Origin of the sequence: Crossiella sp. SN42 (assembly GCF_023897065.1) — a bacterium.
Lineage (GTDB): Bacteria > Actinomycetota > Actinomycetes > Mycobacteriales > Pseudonocardiaceae > Crossiella.
On the sequence record NZ_JAMHIV010000055.1, the window covers coordinates 16,093 to 33,374 of the forward strand.

At 71.6% G+C, this 17,282-nt stretch carries 17 protein-coding genes; 8 read left to right on the forward strand and 9 right to left on the reverse strand.

Going from position 1 to position 17,282, the window contains the following annotated elements; translation table 11 throughout:
• Positions 1-7 precede the first annotated feature (7 nt).
• The gene (locus M8C13_RS41680; protein WP_252486362.1) at positions 8-973 is read left to right on the forward strand and encodes a zinc-binding dehydrogenase; all 966 of its coding nucleotides are present in this window, start codon (positions 8-10) and stop codon (positions 971-973) included.
• Positions 974-1,017: 44 nt separating this feature from the next.
• Here M8C13_RS41680 and M8C13_RS41685 read toward each other — a convergent pair whose 3' ends face one another.
• On the reverse strand, positions 1,018-1,632 hold the full coding sequence (locus M8C13_RS41685; protein ID WP_252486363.1) for an MOSC domain-containing protein: 615 nt from the start codon (positions 1,630-1,632) through the stop codon (positions 1,018-1,020).
• Positions 1,633-1,790: 158 nt separating this feature from the next.
• Between M8C13_RS41685 and M8C13_RS41690 the strand changes: the two genes are divergently transcribed.
• Positions 1,791-3,245 carry an amino acid permease gene (locus M8C13_RS41690; protein WP_252486364.1) on the forward strand — a complete coding sequence of 485 codons (1,455 nt, stop codon included), beginning with the start codon at positions 1,791-1,793 and terminating at the stop codon, positions 3,243-3,245.
• Here M8C13_RS41690 and M8C13_RS41695 read toward each other — a convergent pair.
• On the reverse strand, positions 3,236-4,294 hold the full coding sequence (locus M8C13_RS41695; RefSeq protein ID WP_374213355.1) for a nitronate monooxygenase: 1,059 nt from the start codon (positions 4,292-4,294) through the stop codon (positions 3,236-3,238). The two genes, M8C13_RS41690 and M8C13_RS41695, sit on opposite strands and share 10 nt — an antisense overlap.
• Positions 4,295-4,313: 19 nt before the next feature.
• Between M8C13_RS41695 and M8C13_RS41700 the strand changes: the two genes are divergently transcribed.
• A complete protein-coding gene (locus M8C13_RS41700) occupies positions 4,314-4,772 on the forward strand; it encodes a phosphohydrolase (protein ID WP_252486366.1) in 459 nt (152 codons plus the stop codon).
• A gap of 56 nt (positions 4,773-4,828) precedes the next feature.
• On the forward strand, positions 4,829-6,064 hold the full coding sequence (locus tag M8C13_RS41705) for an MFS transporter (protein WP_252486367.1): 1,236 nt from the start codon (positions 4,829-4,831) through the stop codon (positions 6,062-6,064).
• 4 nt (positions 6,065-6,068) lie between these two features.
• Here the strand turns inward: M8C13_RS41705 and M8C13_RS41710 are convergent, their stop codons facing one another.
• From M8C13_RS41710 to lepA, 3 genes are all read right to left on the reverse strand, one after another.
• Positions 6,069-6,473 (reverse strand): type II toxin-antitoxin system VapC family toxin, encoded by a 405-nt coding sequence (locus tag M8C13_RS41710; protein ID WP_252486368.1) that lies wholly within the window; start codon positions 6,471-6,473, stop codon positions 6,069-6,071.
• Positions 6,470-6,823: a type II toxin-antitoxin system Phd/YefM family antitoxin gene (locus tag M8C13_RS41715; protein WP_252486369.1), complete on the reverse strand. Its 354-nt coding sequence runs from the start codon at positions 6,821-6,823 to the stop codon at positions 6,470-6,472. The genes M8C13_RS41710 and M8C13_RS41715 overlap by 4 nt, the downstream gene beginning before the upstream one ends.
• A 74-nt stretch (positions 6,824-6,897) precedes the next feature.
• Positions 6,898-8,739 carry a translation elongation factor 4 gene (gene lepA / locus M8C13_RS41720; RefSeq protein ID WP_252486370.1) on the reverse strand — a complete coding sequence of 614 codons (1,842 nt, stop codon included), beginning with the start codon at positions 8,737-8,739 and terminating at the stop codon, positions 6,898-6,900.
• 208 nt (positions 8,740-8,947) lie between these two features.
• Here lepA and M8C13_RS41725 point away from each other — a divergent pair, with 208 nt between their 5' ends.
• The 4 genes from M8C13_RS41725 (at position 8,948) to M8C13_RS41740 (ending at position 14,071) form a co-directional block, all read left to right on the forward strand.
• On the forward strand, positions 8,948-9,556 hold the full coding sequence (locus M8C13_RS41725; RefSeq protein ID WP_252486371.1) for a class I SAM-dependent methyltransferase: 609 nt from the start codon (positions 8,948-8,950) through the stop codon (positions 9,554-9,556).
• Positions 9,557-9,620: 64 nt separating this feature from the next.
• Positions 9,621-10,253 (forward strand): PadR family transcriptional regulator, encoded by a 633-nt coding sequence (locus M8C13_RS41730; protein WP_252486372.1) that lies wholly within the window; start codon positions 9,621-9,623, stop codon positions 10,251-10,253.
• Positions 10,250-11,821, forward strand: a complete 1,572-nt coding sequence (locus M8C13_RS41735; protein ID WP_252486373.1) for an FAD-dependent monooxygenase — start codon at positions 10,250-10,252, stop codon at positions 11,819-11,821. The genes M8C13_RS41730 and M8C13_RS41735 overlap by 4 nt, the downstream gene beginning before the upstream one ends.
• 753 nt (positions 11,822-12,574) lie before the next feature.
• Entirely contained in the window at positions 12,575-14,071 is a 1,497-nt protein-coding gene (locus M8C13_RS41740; protein WP_308202918.1) for a serine/threonine-protein kinase, read from the forward strand.
• Positions 14,072-14,084: 13 nt separating this feature from the next.
• Here the strand turns inward: M8C13_RS41740 and M8C13_RS41745 are convergent, their stop codons facing one another.
• The 4 genes from M8C13_RS41745 to M8C13_RS41760 are packed head-to-tail and all read right to left on the reverse strand — an operon-like array spanning position 14,085 to position 17,202.
• Positions 14,085-14,537: an SRPBCC domain-containing protein gene (locus M8C13_RS41745; protein ID WP_252486374.1), complete on the reverse strand. Its 453-nt coding sequence runs from the start codon at positions 14,535-14,537 to the stop codon at positions 14,085-14,087.
• Positions 14,534-14,842 (reverse strand): helix-turn-helix transcriptional regulator, encoded by a 309-nt coding sequence (locus M8C13_RS41750; RefSeq protein WP_252486375.1) that lies wholly within the window; start codon positions 14,840-14,842, stop codon positions 14,534-14,536. The genes M8C13_RS41745 and M8C13_RS41750 overlap by 4 nt, the downstream gene beginning before the upstream one ends.
• 33 nt (positions 14,843-14,875) lie before the next feature.
• On the reverse strand, positions 14,876-16,453 hold the full coding sequence (locus tag M8C13_RS41755) for a hypothetical protein (RefSeq protein ID WP_252486376.1): 1,578 nt from the start codon (positions 16,451-16,453) through the stop codon (positions 14,876-14,878).
• Entirely contained in the window at positions 16,438-17,202 is a 765-nt protein-coding gene (locus M8C13_RS41760; RefSeq protein WP_252486377.1) for an ABC transporter ATP-binding protein, read from the reverse strand. The genes M8C13_RS41755 and M8C13_RS41760 overlap by 16 nt, the downstream gene beginning before the upstream one ends.
• Between the last annotated feature and the right edge of the window lie 80 nt (positions 17,203-17,282).

The window sequence follows — 17,282 nt, forward strand, 5'->3', positions numbered from 1 at the left end:
TTCGGTCATGTTCGCCGTATACGCCGACAAGCCGAATCCCGAGGATCCCCTGGCCGGCCTGGTGGTCGGCGAACGCCCCGAGCCCGAGGTGCCCGCGGGCTGGGTCGCGGTCAACGTCAAGGCCGCCAGCCTGAACATGCACGACCTGTGGACGCTGCGCGGGGTCGGCATCAAGGCCGAGCAGTTCCCGATGATCCTGGGCTGCGACGGCGCGGGCACCCTGGCCGACGGGTCCGAGGTGGTCATCCACGGGGTGATCAACGACGAGGACTGGCGCGGGGACGAGACCATGGACCCCAAGCGCACCCTGCTGACCGAGAAGCTGCAGGGCTCCTTCGCCGAGACCATCGTGCTGCCCAAGCGCAACGTGCTGCCCAAGCCTGCCGGGCTGTCCTTCACCGACGCGGCCTGCCTGGGCACCGCCTGGCTGACCGCCTACCGGATGCTGTTCACCAAGGCCGCCGCCCGCCCCGGTCAGACCGTCCTGGTGCAGGGCGCCTCCGGCGGGGTGGCCACCGCGCTGGTGCAGCTGGGCCGGGCCGCGGGTCTGCGGGTGTGGGCCACCGGCCGCTCGGCGGAGAAGCGCGCGCTGGCCGAACGCCTTGGCGCGCACGAGGTTTTCGAGCCCGGCGCCCGGTTGCCCGGCAAGGTGGACGCGGTGTTCGAGACCGTGGGCGAGGCCAGCTGGTCGCACTCCATGCGCAGCCTCAAGCCCGGCGGCGTGGTGGTCTGCTCCGGCGCCACCACCGGCGGCAACCCGCCTGCGGAGCTGCAGCGCCTGTTCTTCTTCCAGCTGCACGTGGTCGGCTCGATGATGGGCACCCGCGACGAGCTGGCCGACCTGGTGTCCTTCCTGGACCTCACCGGCCTGCGCCCGCAGATCGGCCTGGAGCTGCCGCTGGAGCGGGCCGAGGAGGGCTTCCGCGCCATGCTCGGCGGCGAGACCGCAGGAAAGATCGTCTTCACCCGCTGACAACCGGTGCGCGGGGACCGCGGGGCGGTTCCCGCGCACTGTTGTCAGGCGTACTCGCGCACCCAGCCCTGCACCTTCGGCGGCAGGTCGGCCAGGGCGGGCAGCAGCGTGGGCACCCGCTCGCGGCTGTTGCGGCCGACGAAGTCGAACACGTCCGCGATGGTCACCCCGTGCTCCGGCGTGGACAGCGTCTCGATCGCATCGCCCGCCCGCACCTCGCCCTCCTCCTCCACCGCGAAGTAGGCGCCGGTGCGGCCGACGACGGTGAACTTCTTCACCAGCCCGCGCACGTCCCAGAACCCGGCGAAGACCTGGCAGGGCACCCGGGGCGCGGTCGCCCGCAGCACCGCGCCGCCGACCCGCAGCCGCTGGCCGATCACCAGCGCCTGGGTGTCCACTCCGGACACCGACAGGTTCTCCCCCGCGTTGCCCGGCTCCAGCGTCCGGCCCAGCTCGGCGGACCAGAACGCCAGGTCCTCCACCGCGTAGGCGTAGACGGCCTGGTACTCGCCACCGTGGTGCTCCAGGTCGCTGATCTCGTCCCCGGCCAGGCCGAGCTTGCCGATCTTCGCCTCGGCCACCGGCCGTTTGTCGATCGCGGTCTTGCCCTTGCGCCCGGCCCACTCGGCGGGCTGGATGGCTCCGACATTGACCGACACGACACTCCCTGCACCCATGCCACCAACCTAGTCGGCGCGGATCTCCCGGGGCTGGCGATTTTCTGGTCTTGGACGGTGTACTGACGCTGCCGAGTGCCCCGCCGGTCGTCTACGGTGACCGCGGCACAGCGGCGTGCCGTGGGTGGAGGGAGCAGGAGATGACAAGGGCGCAGAGTCCGTCCGGCGGCCGGAGCGTGTTCCGGCGCAAACCGATCGAGCAGGTGACCGGCGAGTCCGAGAGCGGCGGACTGGCCAAGTCGCTGGGGCTGTGGCAGCTGACCGCGATCGGCGTCGGCGGCATCATCGGCGCCGGCATCTTCTCCCTCGCCGGCGCGGTGGCCAACAAGACCGCGGGCCCGGCGGTGCTGATCTCCTTCCTGATCGCGGGCATCGCCAGCGCGGCCGCGGCCTTCTCCTACGCCGAGTTCGCCGGGCTGATCCCCAAGGCCGGGTCCGCCTACACCTACGGCTACGTGGTGCTCGGCGAGCTGGCCGGCTGGCTGATCGGCTGGGACCTGCTGCTGGAGTACACCGCGATCGTGGCGGTGGTGGCCATCGGCATCTCCGGCTACTTCAACAACCTGCTCGGCATGCTCGGCATCGAACTGCCTGCCTGGATGCTCGGCGCGCCGGGCACCGAGGGCGAGGGCGTGGCGCCGGGCAGCTACAGCGTGAACCTCTTCGCCGCGCTGCTCTGCCTGCTGATCGCCTACGTGCTCAACCTGGGCATGAAGAACGCGGCCCGGTTCGAGAGCGCGCTGGTCTGGCTCAAGGTCGGCGTGGTGCTGCTGGTGATCGTGGTCGGCGTCTTCCACATCAACACCGGCAACTACAGCAACTTCTTCCCCTTCGGCTTCGGCGGCGCGGTCACCGGCGCGGCCACGGTGTTCTTCGCGGTGTTCGGCTACGACGCGATGAGCACCGCGGCCGAGGAGTCCAAGGACTCGCAGAAGCACATGCCCAAGGCGATCATCTACTCGCTGGCCATCTCGATGGTGCTCTACGTGCTGGCCTGCCTGGTGCTGACCGGCATGGTGCACTACACCAAGATCGACGGTGAGGCGGCCTTCGCCAGCGCGTTCGCCGACGTCGGCCTGCCCGCCCTCGGCATGATCATCTCCGTCGGCGCGATCCTGGGCATCCTCACCGTGATGTTCACCTTCATGCTCGGCGTGACCAGGGTCGGCTTCGCGATGAGCCGGGACGGCCTGCTGCCCCAGTTCCTGGCCAAGACCAGCAAGAAGCACCAGGTGCCCAGCCGGATCACCTGGATCGTCGGCGTCTGCTCGGCCTTCATCGCCGGGTTCCTGGACATCAGCGCGGCGGCCGAGCTGACCAACATCGGCATCCTGCTGGCCTTCGTGGTGGTCTGCGTCGCGGTGATCGTGCTGCGCTACCGGCGGCCGGACCTGCCGCGGACCTTCCGCACGCCCGGCATGCCGGTGGTGCCGATCATCGGCGTGGTGTTCTCCATCTGGCTGATCACCTTCCTGCAGCCGGAGACCTGGCTGCGGTTCGCGATCTGGTTCGGCATCGGCCTGGCCGTCTACTTCGCCTACTCCTACCGCAAGTCCAAGCTCAACCAGCCCGCCGCCGCGTCCACTCAGGACTGATCGAGCCACCTGCCGCAGGCCCGGGACCACGCGTCCCGGGCCTGTGCCATGAGCAGCTCCACCAGCTCGGCCGCGGGCAGCTCAGGGGCCAGCGGGTAGGTCTGCCCGGCCCACAGCGACATCGCCTCCGGATCGCCCGCCTTGGCCGCGGCCGCGCGCAGCGGCCTGGTCAGGTGGTGCAGCTGCGGGTAGGCGGCCGGGGCCTGCGCGCTGTGCTCGGTGAGCACCCGGTTGACCAGCCCGCGCGCGGGACGGCCGGTGAAGGCGCGGGTCAGCGCGGTCTCCCGGTCCGCGGCGGCCAGCGCGGCCCGCTGGGCGGGCTGGGTGCCGGCCTCGGGGCAGCGCAGGAACGCGGTGCCCAGCTGCGCGGCGGCCGCGCCCGCGGTGAGCACCGCGGCGATGTCCGCGCCGTGCACCAGCCCGCCGGTGGCCACCAGCGGCAGCTCGGTGGCCGCGCCGATCAGCCGCAGCGCGGCCAGCAGCCCGTACAGCGGCGCGGCCCCGGGCCTCGCCGGGTCGTTGGCGAAGGTCCCCCGGTGCCCACCGGCCTCCATGCCCTGCACCACCAGCACGTCCGCGCCCACGCCCGCGGCGATCCGCGCTTCTTCCGGCGTGGTGACCGTGACCCACACCTCGGTGCCCACGTCCTTGAACCTGGTGACCAGCTCCGGCGCGGGGTGACCAAAGGTGAACGACACCACCGGCACCCGCCGGGCCAGCACCAGCTCAGCCTTGGCCGGGTACTCGTCGTCCTCCCAGCGCGGCTGCCCCAGTTCGGCCCCGTACCGCCGCGCCTCCGCCGCCAGCCGCTCGGCGTACCCGGCCACCGGCGCGCCGGAGTCAGCGGTGGGCACGAACAGGTTGACCCCGAAGGAGGCCACCCCCAGCGCCCTGGTCCGCTCGATCTGCCCGTCCAGCGCCTCGGTGCTGAGGTAACCGGCCCCCAGGAATCCGGAGGCCCCCGCCGTCGCGGCGGCGGCGAGCAGTTCCGGGGTGGACGGCCCACCGGCCATCGGCGCGACGATCAGCGGCACCCGCGAGGCAAGCATCATGTGCTCGAATCTAGCCATGCCAAGCGAATCCGAGGGCTTCACACTCGCCCGTGCGGTGGAGATCGCGACGCGGGCGCACGAGGGCCAGGTGGACAAGGCGGGCCTGCCCTACATCCGGCACCCGCTGCGGGTGATGGACCAGGTCGAGGGCGAGTGGACCAAGATGGCCGCGGTGCTGCACGACGTGGTCGAGGACACCGGCGTGACCGCCGACGACCTGCGCGCGGCCGGCTGCCCGGAGCGGGTGGTGACCGCGGTGCTGGCGCTGAGCAAGGGCCCGGACGAGCCGATGGAGAGCTACCTGCGCCGGGCCGCCGAGGACGACATCGCGATCGTGGTCAAGCACGCCGACATCGCCGACAACAGCGGCCCGGAGCGGCTTGGCCGCCTCGAACCGGCCACCCAGGACCGCCTACGCGCCAAGTACGCCCGCGCCCTGTCCCTGCTGGCCAGGTACCGCGCCGAACAAACTTGAGCCTAATCCACTCAGGCTAGTTGCGCCGACCACACTCAAGCTGCCACAGTGCCCTGGTGACCAAGGACACCGCCCGGCGGCCCGGCGGGCTGCTCCGGCAACGCGACTTCCGGCACCTGTGGGCCGCTGACGTGCTCAGCCAGCTCGGCACCCGGGTCAGCCACCTGGCGCTACCCCTGCTCGCGGCCGAGACCCTGCGCGCCAGCGCCTTCGAGGTCGCCGCGATCCAGACCACGCAGACCGCGGCCTTCCTGGTGCTCGGCCTGCTGGTCGGCGCCTGGTGCGACCGGCTGCGCGCGCTGCCGGTGCTGGTGGTGGCCGACCTGGTGCGCGCGGCGGCGTTCTGCTCCATCCCGCTGGCCGCGGCCTTCGGTCTGCTCACCCTGACCCAGGTCTACCTGGCGGTGCTGGTGGCCGGGATCTTCTCGGTCTTCTTCGAGGTCGCCCACCAGACCTACCTGCCCCGCCTGGTCGCCGCCCCGGACCTGGTGGAGGCCAACGCCAAGCTGCGCGGCAACCACGCGGTCGCCGCCACCGCCGCCCCCACCGTCGCCGGCCTGTGCTTCCAGTTCTTCGGCGCCCCCGCCACCGTCCTGGTCAACGCCGCGGGCTACCTCTGGTCCGCCCTCTGGCTACGCGGCATCCGGCACCGCGAACCCCAGCCACCCCGCCCGGAAAACCGTCACCTGGGCCGCGAGATCGCCGAGGGCCTGCGCCTGGTCTTCGGCCACCCCCTGCTGCGCGCCTTCGGCCTGCACGGCGCCACCTTCGTCCTGTTCCAGTCCATGCAGACCGCCCTCGGCGTGCTCTTCCTGCTCCGCGAGATCCACCTCTCCCCCACCGCCATCGGCCTGCTCAGCAGCCTCGGCCTCACCGGAGCCCTGGCCGCCGCCCTGGTGGCCCGCCGCATCGCCACCCACCTCGGCCAGGACCGCACCGTCCTGCTCGCCGGCCTCACCCTGGGCGTCCTGTTCCTCGGCTTCCCCCTGACCACCCCCGGCTACGGCCTGCTCTGGTGGGCGGCGGGCGCCTTCGGCAGCGCGTTCAGCCTGATCGTGCTCACGGTGTCGATGACCAGCCGACAGCAGGCGGTCTGCCCGCCGGAGCTGCTGGGACGGATGAACGCCACGATGCTGTTCCTGGTGTGGGGCGCGATTCCGCTGGGGAGCCTGCTGGGCGGGGTGCTGGGGGAGACGATCGGGCTGCGCGGGACGCTGTGGGTGTCGGCGACGGGAGCGCTGCTGTCCACGCTGTGGCTGATCTGCTCGCCGCTGCGGAAGGCGGCGAGGTAGCGGCTCAGGCAGGCCGCTTGGCCGCGCCGGGTGCGCGCACGGTCAGGCCCGCCTTGGCCGCCGCCTCGTTCAGCCGCCGGTCGTAGCTGACGAACCGGGTGGTCGGCACGCGCAGCGCGGTGGCCAGGTGCAGGGCGTCCAGGCTGCGCAGGTAGCGGTCGGGCAGGGCCGCGGCGGCGCGGACCACCGGGGCCAGCGGCAGCTGGGTGATGTTGTCCAGGATCTCCTCCGCCAAGGCGCGGGCCTCGTCGCCGGCTTCGACGCGGGTGAGCGCGCGGTGCACCTCGACCACGGCCAGCTCGGAGCTGACCAGGGGTTCGGGGCGGCTGTCCAGGTAGGTGAACAGGTCCTCGGACAGGGGTTCCGGCAGGATCAGCTTGATCAGGGCGCAGCTGTCGAGGTAGATCACCGATCGGTGTCCTCGCGGTCGGCGAGCACCGCCGCCGAGCCGCGGTCGTCCCCGGCCCGCGCGGTGCGGGCGGGCAGGGTGCGGAGCAGACCGCGCAAGGTGTTCTGGCGGTCGCGCCAGTCGGCGGCGACCTGGCCCGAGGCGGCCAGCTCGTCCAGGGCGACCTCGTCCGGGTCGGGGGCGGTGAGCACCGCGACGACCTTGCCGTTGCGGGTGACCTGGACCCGTTCGCCCTCGGTGATCCGGCCGAGCACGCTGGGCCAGTCGTGCAGAAGGGTGCCCACGGGGACCTGGATGGTCACCGCGGCAGGCGCGCTGACCAGCAGCGGGTATTCCTTCCGCTTTCCCATGTCACCAGGGTAACGCAAAAATGACTGCACGCACGGCTTGGTGACCGAACCACCCGGTCCGGTCACCGCCGCGACTACTTCTTCTTCTTGTCCCCGGCCTCGTCGGTGGACAGCGCGGCCACGAACGCCTCCTGGGGCACCTCGACGCGGCCGACCATCTTCATCCGCTTCTTGCCTTCCTTCTGCTTCTCCAGCAGCTTGCGCTTACGGGTGATGTCACCGCCGTAGCACTTGGCCAGCACGTCCTTGCGGATCGCGCGGATGGTCTCGCGGGCGATCACCCTGGACCCGACCGCGGCCTGGATCGGCACCTCGAACTGCTGCCGCGGGATCAGCTCGCGCAGCTTGCTGGCCATCCGGGTGCCGTAGGCGTAGGCGGCGTCCTTGTGCACGATCGCGCTGAAGGCGTCCACCGGCTCGCCCTGCAACAGGATGTCCACCTTGACCAGGTCGGAGGCCTGCTGGCCCGCCTCCTCGTAGTCGAGGGAGGCGTAGCCGCGGGTGCGGGACTTCAGCGAGTCGAAGAAGTCGTAGATGATCTCGGCCAGCGGCATGGTGTAGCGCAGCTCGACCCTGGTCTCGGAGATGTAGTCCATGCCGCCGAGCTGGCCGCGCCTGGCCTGGCACAGCTCCATGATCGTGCCGACGAACTCCGAGGGCGCGATCACCGTGCACTTGGTGATCGGCTCGTAGATCTCGCTGATCTTGCCGCCCGGCCAGTCGGAGGGGTTGGTCACGATGTGCTCGGTGCCGTCCTCCATCACCACCCGGTTGACCACGTTGGGCGCGGTGGAGATGAGTTCGAGGCCGAACTCGCGCTCCAGCCGGTCGCGGGTGATCTCCAGGTGCAGCAGGCCGAGGAAGCCACAGCGGAAGCCGAAGCCGAGCGCGGCGGAGGTCTCCGGCTCGTAGGTCAGCGCGGCGTCGTTGAGCCGCAGCTTGTCCAGCGCCTCGCGCAGGTCCGGGTAGTCCGAGCCGTCCAGCGGGTAGAGCCCGGCGTAGACCATCGGCTGCGGCTCGCGGTAGCCCGAGAGCGCCTGGGTGGCGCCCTTACGCTCGGAGGTGATGGTGTCGCCGACCTTGGACTGGCGGACGTCCTTCACCCCGGTGATCAGGTAGCCCACCTCGCCGACGCCGAGGCCGACCGAGACCTTGGGCTCCGGCGAGATGATGCCGACTTCCAGCAGCTCGTGGGTGGCGTTGGTGGACATCATCCGGATCCGCTCGCGCGGGGTGATCTTGCCGTCCACCACGCGGATGTAGGTGACCACGCCGCGGTAGATGTCGTAGACCGAGTCGAAGATCATCGCGCGGGCGGGCGCGTCCGGGTCGCCGACCGGGGCCGGGATGGTCCGCACGACCTTGTCCAGCAACTCCTTGATGCCCACGCCGGTCTTGGCCGAGACCCGCAGCACGTCGTCGGGCTCGCAGCCGATGATGTGCGCGATCTCCGCGGCGTAGCGGTCCGGGTCGGCCGCGGGCAGGTCGATCTTGTTCAGCACCGGGATGATGGTGAGGTCGTTCTCCAGCGCCAGGTACAGGTTGGCCAGCGTCTGCGCCTCGATCCCCTGCGCCGCGTCGACCAGCAGGATCGCGCCCTCACACGCCTCCAGCGCACGGGAGACCTCGTAGGTGAAGTCGACGTGCCCCGGGGTGTCGATCAGGTGCAGCACGTACTCAGTGCCCTCGTGCACCCACGGCAGGCGCACGTTCTGCGCCTTGATGGTGATGCCGCGCTCGCGCTCGATGTCCATCCGGTCCAGGTACTGGGCGCGCATGGAACGGTCGTCGACGACGCCGGTGAGCTGCAACACCCGGTCGGCCAGCGTGGACTTGCCGTGGTCGATGTGGGCGATGATGCAGAAGTTCCGGATGCGCTCCGGCGGCGTGAAGGTCGTGTCGGCGAACGTGGCCACTGATTCCCTCGCTGAAACGGACGGGTGACGACCTATCGTCCCATGCCGGAGGGAGTGCCCCGCACAAGTCCCGGTGATCTGCGTCTCGACCCCGCACGAGGGCCTGGTCGCCGGCGCCCGCCGCGGTGTCCCAGCAGAACGGCCGGGGTGAAGGAATTTCAGGGATGACCCCGATGCGAACAGCGAGGATGCGAGCTGTTCTGGAGTCATGGCTACTTCCTTCCCGCGGATCGTGGACTCCGCGTTCGGGCATCCCCGCGGCCTCGCCGGCCGGATCGGTGGCGCGATCATGGCGCGCGCCGGCGCCGCCACCGAGCGGGAACTGGTGGCCGAGGCGGGTTTACGGCCCACCGACACGGTGCTCGTGCTCGGCCCGGGACCGGGTGTCGGGCTGGCCGAGGCGGCCAGGGTGGCCGCGGCCGGGCGGGTGATCGGGGTCGACCCGGCCGAGGAGATGCTGCGCCAGTGCCGTCAGCGCTGCGCCGAACAGGCCAGGACCGGGCACGTGCGGCTGCACCGGGGCGACGCCGAGGACACCGGGCAGCCGGCGGCCAGCGTGGACGTGCTGCTGACGGTGAACACGGTGCACCTGTGGCGGGACCGGACCAGGGCGCTGGCCGAGCTGTACCGGGTGCTGCGGCCGGGCGGCCGGTTGATCATGTCCACGCACCGGATGCTGCTCGACGACAGCCCGGCCACGCTGCGGCTGGACGTGGAGTGCGCCGGGTTCGCCAGGGTGCTGCTGCGACTCAACGACCGCCGTGGCCTGCTCGGTCCCAGTTACGAGCTGACCGCCTGCCGCCCCGAGAACCGGTAGCCGCCCTCCCCTGACGTCATCTCGGGGTTGTCATAGTCATGATCTAACTAGTAGGTTTATGGCTATGACAGCCCCGATTCGCCGTTCTCCGCTCGCGCTGACCGTGTTGTGCTTGGTCATCGAGGCTCCGCTGCACGCGTACCGGATGCAGCAGCTGATCAAGGAGCGCGGCAAGGACCGGGTTGTCAACGTCCGGCAGCGGGCCAGCGTCTACCAGACGATCGAGCGCCTGCTGAAGGCCGGACTGATCAAGGTCAAGGAGACCGAACGCGCCGACAACCGGCCGGAACGCACCGTCTACGAGATCGGCCCGCACGGGCTGGAGACGGCCCGCACCTGGCTGCGCGAGATGTTCACCGCCACCGGCAACGAGTTCCCGGAGTTCCCGGCCGCGGTGGCCTTCATGCCGCTGCTGGAGCCGGAGGAGATCCGCGCGCTGCTGGAGGTGCGCGCGGCCAAGCTCGCCGAGGCGGTCCAGGAGATCGACACGGTGGTGGCGGAGGCATCGGCCGGTGGCCTGCCCCGGCTGTTCCTGCTGGAGGAGGAGTACCAGCGGGCCACCCTGGGCGCCCAGCTCGACTGGTGCCGGGCCACGGTCGCCGAGCTGGCCGACGGCCGGATCACCTGGAGCGAGGACTGGCTGCGCGAGATCGGCGCGAACTTCATCTCAGCACCCGACGAGGGGGAATCGTCATGAGCAGCAACGAGGAACGGACGCCGGTGCTCATCACCGGTGGTGGCCTGGCCGGCCTGACCGCCTCGCTTTTCCTGTCCTCCCACGGGATCGACTCGATCCTGGTGGACAAGCACCCCGGCCCGTCGCCGCAGGGCAGGGCGCGCGGGATCAACGTACGGACCATGGAGATCTACCGCGCCTTCGGCATCGCGGAGGCGGTGTACCAGGCGGGCAAGCCGTTCGAGCGGGACGAGGGCGGGGTGCACTGCCAGTCCATCGCGGGCGAGTGGCACTGGCTGTTCCGCGGCGGCACCGCGGTGAGCTACGACGAGCTGAGCGCGGGCAGGATGTGCCTGGCCGACCAGAGCTCGGTGGAGCCGGTGCTGACCGAGGCCGCCCGCGCCCGCGGCGCGGACCAGCGGTTCAGCACCGAGCTGTTGTCCTTCACCGAGACCGCCGACGGCGTGCACGCGGTGACCAAGGACCGGACCACCGGCGTGGAACGGCGGATCCACGCGGACTACCTGATCGGCGCGGACGGCAACCGCAGCACGGTCCGCGGCCGGCTGGGCATCCACCGCGACGGCCCGGGGGCGGCGGGTGACTACCTCAGCGTGCTCTTCGACGCCGACCTGTCCGAGCTGATCCCCGAACGCGCCATCCTGTGGTTCGTGGTCAACCCGGAGGCCCCGCCGGCCTTCCTGACCACCACCGCGAGCCCGAACCGCTGGGCGGCCGCCTTCAGCTACGACGCGGCCACCCAGGACCCTGCCGGGTTCACCCCGGAGCGGCTGACCGCCATGGTGCACACCTTGCTGGGCCGCACGGACATCCCGTTCGACATCGTCGACGTGGCCCCGTGGCAGCAGTTCATCGGTGTGGCGGAGCGTTTCCGCCAGGGCCGGGTGTTCCTGGCCGGGGACAGCGCGCACGTGTGGCCCCCGGCAGGCGCCTACGGCGCGAACACCGGCGTCCAGGACTCGCACAACCTGACCTGGAAGCTCGCCGCGGTGCTCAAGGGCTGGGCCAGCCCCGCCCTGCTGGACAGCTACGAACCGGAACGCCGCCCCCTGGCCCAGGCGTTCATGGACATCACGGTCGCCCGCCAGGCCCACCGCACCAGCTCCAACCCGGAGCAGGAGGTCAAGGACGACCTGCGCTGGATGTTCGGCCAGCGCTACACCTCCCCCGCCATCCTGGGCCGGCCCTTCGACACCCCCTTCGCCGACGACCACCTGCCACCGGCCACCCCCGGCCACCGCGCCCCGCACCTGTGGCTGGACCGCGACGGCACCCGCGTCGCCCTGCACGACCTGCCCAGCACCGGCTTCACCCTCCTCACCGGCCCCGACGGCGAGGCCTGGTCGCAAGCCGCCAAGGAAGTCGCCGCGGACCTCGACGTCCCGATCACCGCACACCGCATCGGCACCGACCTGCTCGACCCGGAAAACCAGTGGCCACCCCGCTACGCCCTCCCCGAAGGCGCGGTCCTGCTCCGCCCAGACGGCTACATCGCCTGGCGCACCGACACCGGCACGGACCCCCACCACCAGCTCCACGACGCCCTGCGCCGCCTGCTGCACCGCTGACCGGCGCACTGTCACCGCTCCAACACGACCGCACCGCGCGCGACGGCTCCTCCTCGCGCGCGGTGCGCCCGCGCGGGCGGGTTCGGGTGGCGGAGGCCGTCGCCGCCGGGCGGGTTCGGGTGGCGCAGGCTGGGACCGGGGCGTTCTGGTGGCGCAGGCTGGGACCGGGGCGTTCTGGTGGCGCAGGCTGGGATCGGCGCGTTCGGGTGGCGCAGGCCGCCGCCGGGCGGATTCGGGTAGAGCGGGCTGCAGCCGGGCGGATTCGGGTAGCACGGGCTGCCGTCGGGCGAGCTCCGCTGGCGCGGCCTGCCGCCGCCCGGCACGCGAGGCCACATCAGCCGCGGAGTGACCAAGACCACGCAGACCAGATCGTTACCTCGCCCGAGCCGCGTCCAACCGCCCGCAACCCCCTGACCAGGCATCCAGCCCCGCCGCGCCCCGGCCCCGCGCCGTCCACGTCGCTGGGCACCGGACCGGCGCGCCCCTGGGCTGCGGCAAAAGTGGGGACCCGCACGGACGCTGCGAACCCCTCATCAGCACTGAACGTGACCGGTGCCGCGCTGGCTGCACCCGAAAGTTGCCGGGAATGCTCTGTTCGGCGTAACGCCAACGAGTCCTAAGGCACTATTTTCGCCGACCTAACGCTCACCAACCCCCTCCGGCGCGTCAATTAGGGTGGACGCGTCTGGCAGACGGCGAGGGGCCGTCACCACTCATCAGGACGAGGAGCGATCGGCCATCGACAGGGGCCAGGTGATCGCCGGGAACTACCGGCTGGTCGAGCACATCGGCAGCGGCGGCATGGGCGCGGTGTGGCAGGCGTACGACGAGCGCCTTCAGCGCCCCGTCGCCATCAAGCAGCTGCTCCTACAGCCGGGCCAGTCCGAGGAACAGACCTTGGACGCGCGGCGCAGGGCGATGCGGGAGGCGCGGATCGCCGCCCGGCTGTCCCACCCCAACGCGATCACCATCTTCGACGTGGTGCAGCACCACGGGGACCCCTGCCTGGTCATGGAGTTCCTGCGCTCGCGCAGCCTGGCCGACCTGCTGGACGAGCGCGGCACGCTGCCGATCCGCGAGGTCGCCGCGATCGGCGGCCAGGTGGCGGGCGCGCTGGCCGCCGCGCACCAGGCCGGGATCGTGCACCGGGACATCAAGCCAGCCAACATCCTGGTCAGCGACTCCGGCATCGCCAAGATCACCGACTTCGGCATCTCCAGGGCCGCGGGCGACGTCACCGTCACCCAGACCGGCATGATGGCGGGCACCCCCGCGTACCTGTCCCCAGAGATCGCCAAGGGCCACGACCCGGCGCCACCCTCGGACGTCTTCTCCCTCGGCGCGACGCTCTACACCGCGATCGAGGGCAGGCCGCCCTTCGGCAACAACCCGAACCCGCTGGCGCTGCTGCACCTGGTCGCCGCGGGCAAGGTCGACCCGCCCCGGCAGGCGGGCCCGATGACCGCGGTGCTCATGAGCCTGCTCCGCGAAGAGCCCTCCGACCGGCCCAGCATGTCCCAGGCCGCCGCCACTCTCACCTCCCTCGCCAATGATCCGAACCTGGCCAACGCGCAGCCCACGCCGCTGCGGCCCGCGCCGGCCACCCAGGTGCTCGGCGGCAACACACCGCCGCCGCCGTACCGCCCGCCGACCCAGCCACACCTGAACCGGCCGGCCGCGACACCAACCCCGACCATGGCCAACTCCCGGCCCGCGGCCTACGTCCGCGACCCGAACCGGCCGCCGCGCAAGAAGTCCAAGCGCGGCCTGGTGATCGGCATGCTGGCCGCCGTGGCGCTGGTCGCCGGCGGCGTCAGCTTCTACCTCGCGAGCCGCGAGGCGCCCAAGGGCAACGCGGGCAGCCAGACGACCAGCTCCACCGCGGCCCCGCCGACCTCCTCAGTGGTGGACAAGCCGACGCCGCCGGATGACTCGGCCCCGATCGGCTTCCGCGAGGCCGGGCAGTACGTCGTCGACTACTACAGCGCGGCAGGCCGGGCAGGCGAGCGCGCCCAGGCCTTCGCCATGCTGACCGACAACGCCAAGGCGCTGATGGGCGGCGAGTCCGGGTTCAACGACTACTGGTCGCAGTACAAGCAGGTGTACAGCCAGAAGGCGACCGCCAAGAAGACCCAGGACGTGGCGGTGGACGTCACCCTCACCGTCATCTACGGCACGAAGACCGAGCAGCGCACGGTGCGGGTGACCCGGTCCGGCGGCGGGCTGAAGATCGACAGCGATGCCCGCTGACCGAGGACACGACCTAATCGGTCTCCTCGTCCAGTAACTTCGCCAGCGCGACGGCCACACCGGAGCTCCAGCCGCTGGCCATGAACTTGCGGGACAGCTGCTGGAACTCGTTGTCCGGGTCGAAGCCGTCGTGCACCAGGAACAGCCGGGTGCCGCGGCCCTCGGGTGCCAGGGTCCAGGTGATGGTGGTGCGCATGCCGTTGTCCGGACCGCTGTCGTTGAAACTGATGCGCAGCAGGCGTTCCGGCTGGATCTCCAGCACCTCGCAGTGCGCGATGCCGTCGGTGCGGACCGCGGGCAGCGGTTCGCCCCGGTTGAAGGTGAAGCGGTGGCCGACCACGGGCTGGAAGTCGTTGGGCATCAGCCAGCGGGCCAGCCTGGCCGGGTCGGTGAGCGCCCGCCAGACCTTGGCCGGCGGGTGGGCCAGGAACTGGTCTGCCTTGACGGTGGTGAACTCGGTGGTCATTCGTCTTCCTCCTCGTCGAGCAGGTCGGACAGCGCGGACAACCGCTCCCGCCAGAACCGCTCGTACGGTGTGAGCCAGTCCCGAAGCTCCTGCAGGGGCTCGGGTTCGAGCTGGTAGTGCCGTTCCCGGCCGCGCCTGGCCTCCGCGACCAGCCCCGCGTCCTTGAGCACGCGCAGGTGCTCGGAGACGCTCGGGCGGCTCATGTCGAAATGCTCCGCGAGGGACTGCACCGGCCGCGGCCCGGTCAGGAGCAACCCCAAGAGCTCCCGGCGGGTCGGGTTGGCCAACGCAGCGAACACATCCATGAGGAGGAGAATAGGTAGGAAATCTCCTACGGGTCAAGTTCGGACGGCGGCGAGCAGCTCGGGTCCGCGCTCGCTCAGCCGCCGGGCCGCCAGCGCGCCCCACCACCAGCCGAACAGCACGCCCGAACCGATGCCCACCGGCAGCGCCAGCCAGGTCAGCACCGCGTTCCCGGTCAGGTAGCCGCCGAGCAGCAGCAACCCCGGCGGCAGCGCGGCGAGCACCAGCAGCAGCCCGATCACCAGTTGCAGCAGGGCCTTGGCACAGCCGGGACTACCGCTGCCGGAGAACGGGTTCCCGCGCTGGGCGGGCACCGGGAACGGCGCGAACACCGACAGGACCACCAGCAGCCCGGCCCCGCCGCCGAGCAGCGCGGGCAGCAGCGCGAGCACGAACGGATAGGTCTCCGGCCGGCCGGTCACCCCCGGCAACACCAGCACCGCGAGCAGGGACACCGGCGCCACGTAGACCAGCCAGCCGAGTTGCCTGCCCCGGATGTCGGCGCGGGCGGCCGAGGGCTGCACCAGGGTGTGCCACAGCGCGGTGCCGTCGAAGCCGTACAGGTTGCCCGCGTTGAGCGCGCCGAAGGCCACCACCAGCAGCCCGCCCGCCGGGGCGAGCGCCGCGGCCACCGGGTTGAAGCCGGAGATCACCAGCGGCAGCACCAGCCCGATCACCAAGGCGGGCAACAACACCGCCCGCCGCCGAGGATCGCGCCACCAGGTGCGCACCTCCTTGGCGGCCACCGCGCCCACCGGCCCGGCGGGCAGGAACCGTTCCAGCGCACCGCCGCCGGCCCGCACGTCCGCGCCGCGCAGTCCCGCGCTGGGCCTGGTCATCCTGCGGCGCAACAGGATCGCCCACCACTGCGCCAGCAACACGATCAGCAGCACCAGCCCGGTCAGCGCCGCGGCCACCGTGGCCCACTCCCCCCTGGCCGCGGCGGCGACCGCGACCGGCGCCCAGCCCGTGGGCAGCCAGCGCAGGAACTCGCCCAGCTCCGGCGGAAAACCCAGCACCAGCCCGGCGGAGACCGAGTTCATCAGGTACTGGAACGGCAGCACCAGCAGACCGACACACGCCGCGAGCAGCACCCCCAGGTCCTGCCCGCGACGCGAGCGCAGCACATCGCCGAGCGCGCCGATCACCACGCGGGACAACGTGATCACCACCGCCAGCTGCAACAGCGCGCCGACGATCGCGACCAGCACCGGCCCTGCCCCGTCCGCGGTGGCGCGCAGCACCAGCCCGCCGAAGGCAAGGAGGCTGACCACCGCGGGCACGCCGACCGCGGCGGCGACCAGCAGCCCGGCAGCCAGCTTGCGCGAGCTCACCGGCAGCAGCCGGAAGTGTTCGGGTTGCAGGGTTTCGTCGCTGCCGGCCACGAACACCGGTCCGATCACCCAGCCCAGCGTCCACACCGCGAACAGCCCCGCGGTCAGGTCGTAGCCGGGCACCGGCGCGCCGAGCCGGTCGAGGTTCATCAGGAACACCGACAACCCGGCCGCGAGCAGTCCGACCACCGCGCCGCCGATGAGCGTGGCGGCCCGCGCCGCGCCGTGCAGCCCGTGGCTGAGCAGGCGCAGCTTCATCCGGATCAGGACGCCAACCACGACAGCCCCTCCCCGCCGCCGGTGCGCCCGCCGACCAGGTGCACGAACCGCTCCTCCAGGCTGCCCTCGCCGCGCACCTGCGCCAGCGGACCGGCCGCGACCACCCGGCCCCCGGCGATCACCGCGACGTGGTCGCAGAGCCGTTCCACCAGGTCCATCACGTGGCTGGAGAGCACCACCGCGCCTCCGGCGGCCACGAAGCGCTGCAGGATGACCCGGATGGTGCTGGCCGAGACCGGGTCCACCGCCTCGAACGGCTCGTCCAGCACCAGCAGCCGCGGCCCGTGCAGCAGCGCGGTGGCCAGCGCGATCTTCTTGCGCATGCCTGCCGAGTAGTCCACCACCAGGGTGCGCTCGGCTCCGGTGAGCTCCAGCACGCCGAGCAGCTCGGCCACCCTGGCCGCGACGGTGGCCTCGTCGAGGCCGCGCAGCAGTCCCATGTAGGTCAACAGTTCCCGGCCGGTGAGCCGCTCGGGCAGGGACAGCCCGTCCGGCAGCACGCCGACCAAAGCCTTGGCGCGCACCGGGTCCTCCCACACCTCCACGCCGAAGACGCGCGCGGTGCCCGCGTCCGGCCGCAACAGGCCCACCGCCATGGACAGCGAGGTGGTCTTGCCGGCCCCGTTCGGCCCGACCAGCCCGAAGAAGGAGCCGCGCGGCACCGCGAGGTCCACGTGGTCCACCGCGACCGTCTCGCCGAACCGTTTGCACAACCCGGACAGCCGCAGCGCCGGTCCCTCGGTCTCCACCGGTTCCCCCTTCCGGCCGGCGCGTTGCCGGTTCCGCATTTAAGTGATATCACTTTGCTAGGCACCGCGGAAGAGCGGCG

Excerpts from the sequence above, each read along its gene's own strand:
- M8C13_RS41680 (WP_252486362.1), top strand. The coding sequence starts at position 8 with ATGTTCGCCGTATACGCCGACAAGCCGAATCCCGAGGATCCCCTGGCC.
- M8C13_RS41690 (WP_252486364.1), top strand. The coding sequence starts at position 1,791 with ATGACAAGGGCGCAGAGTCCGTCCGGCGGCCGGAGCGTGTTCCGGCGC.
- M8C13_RS41695 (WP_374213355.1), bottom strand. The coding sequence starts at position 4,294 with ATGCTTGCCTCGCGGGTGCCGCTGATCGTCGCGCCGATGGCCGGTGGG.
- M8C13_RS41700 (WP_252486366.1), top strand. The coding sequence starts at position 4,314 with ATGCCAAGCGAATCCGAGGGCTTCACACTCGCCCGTGCGGTGGAGATC.
- M8C13_RS41715 (WP_252486369.1), bottom strand. The coding sequence starts at position 6,823 with ATGGGAAAGCGGAAGGAATACCCGCTGCTGGTCAGCGCGCCTGCCGCG.
- M8C13_RS41725 (WP_252486371.1), top strand. The coding sequence starts at position 8,948 with ATGGCTACTTCCTTCCCGCGGATCGTGGACTCCGCGTTCGGGCATCCC.
- M8C13_RS41730 (WP_252486372.1), top strand. The coding sequence starts at position 9,621 with ATGACAGCCCCGATTCGCCGTTCTCCGCTCGCGCTGACCGTGTTGTGC.
- M8C13_RS41735 (WP_252486373.1), top strand. The coding sequence starts at position 10,250 with ATGAGCAGCAACGAGGAACGGACGCCGGTGCTCATCACCGGTGGTGGC.
- M8C13_RS41745 (WP_252486374.1), bottom strand. The coding sequence starts at position 14,537 with ATGACCACCGAGTTCACCACCGTCAAGGCAGACCAGTTCCTGGCCCAC.
- M8C13_RS41750 (WP_252486375.1), bottom strand. The coding sequence starts at position 14,842 with ATGGATGTGTTCGCTGCGTTGGCCAACCCGACCCGCCGGGAGCTCTTG.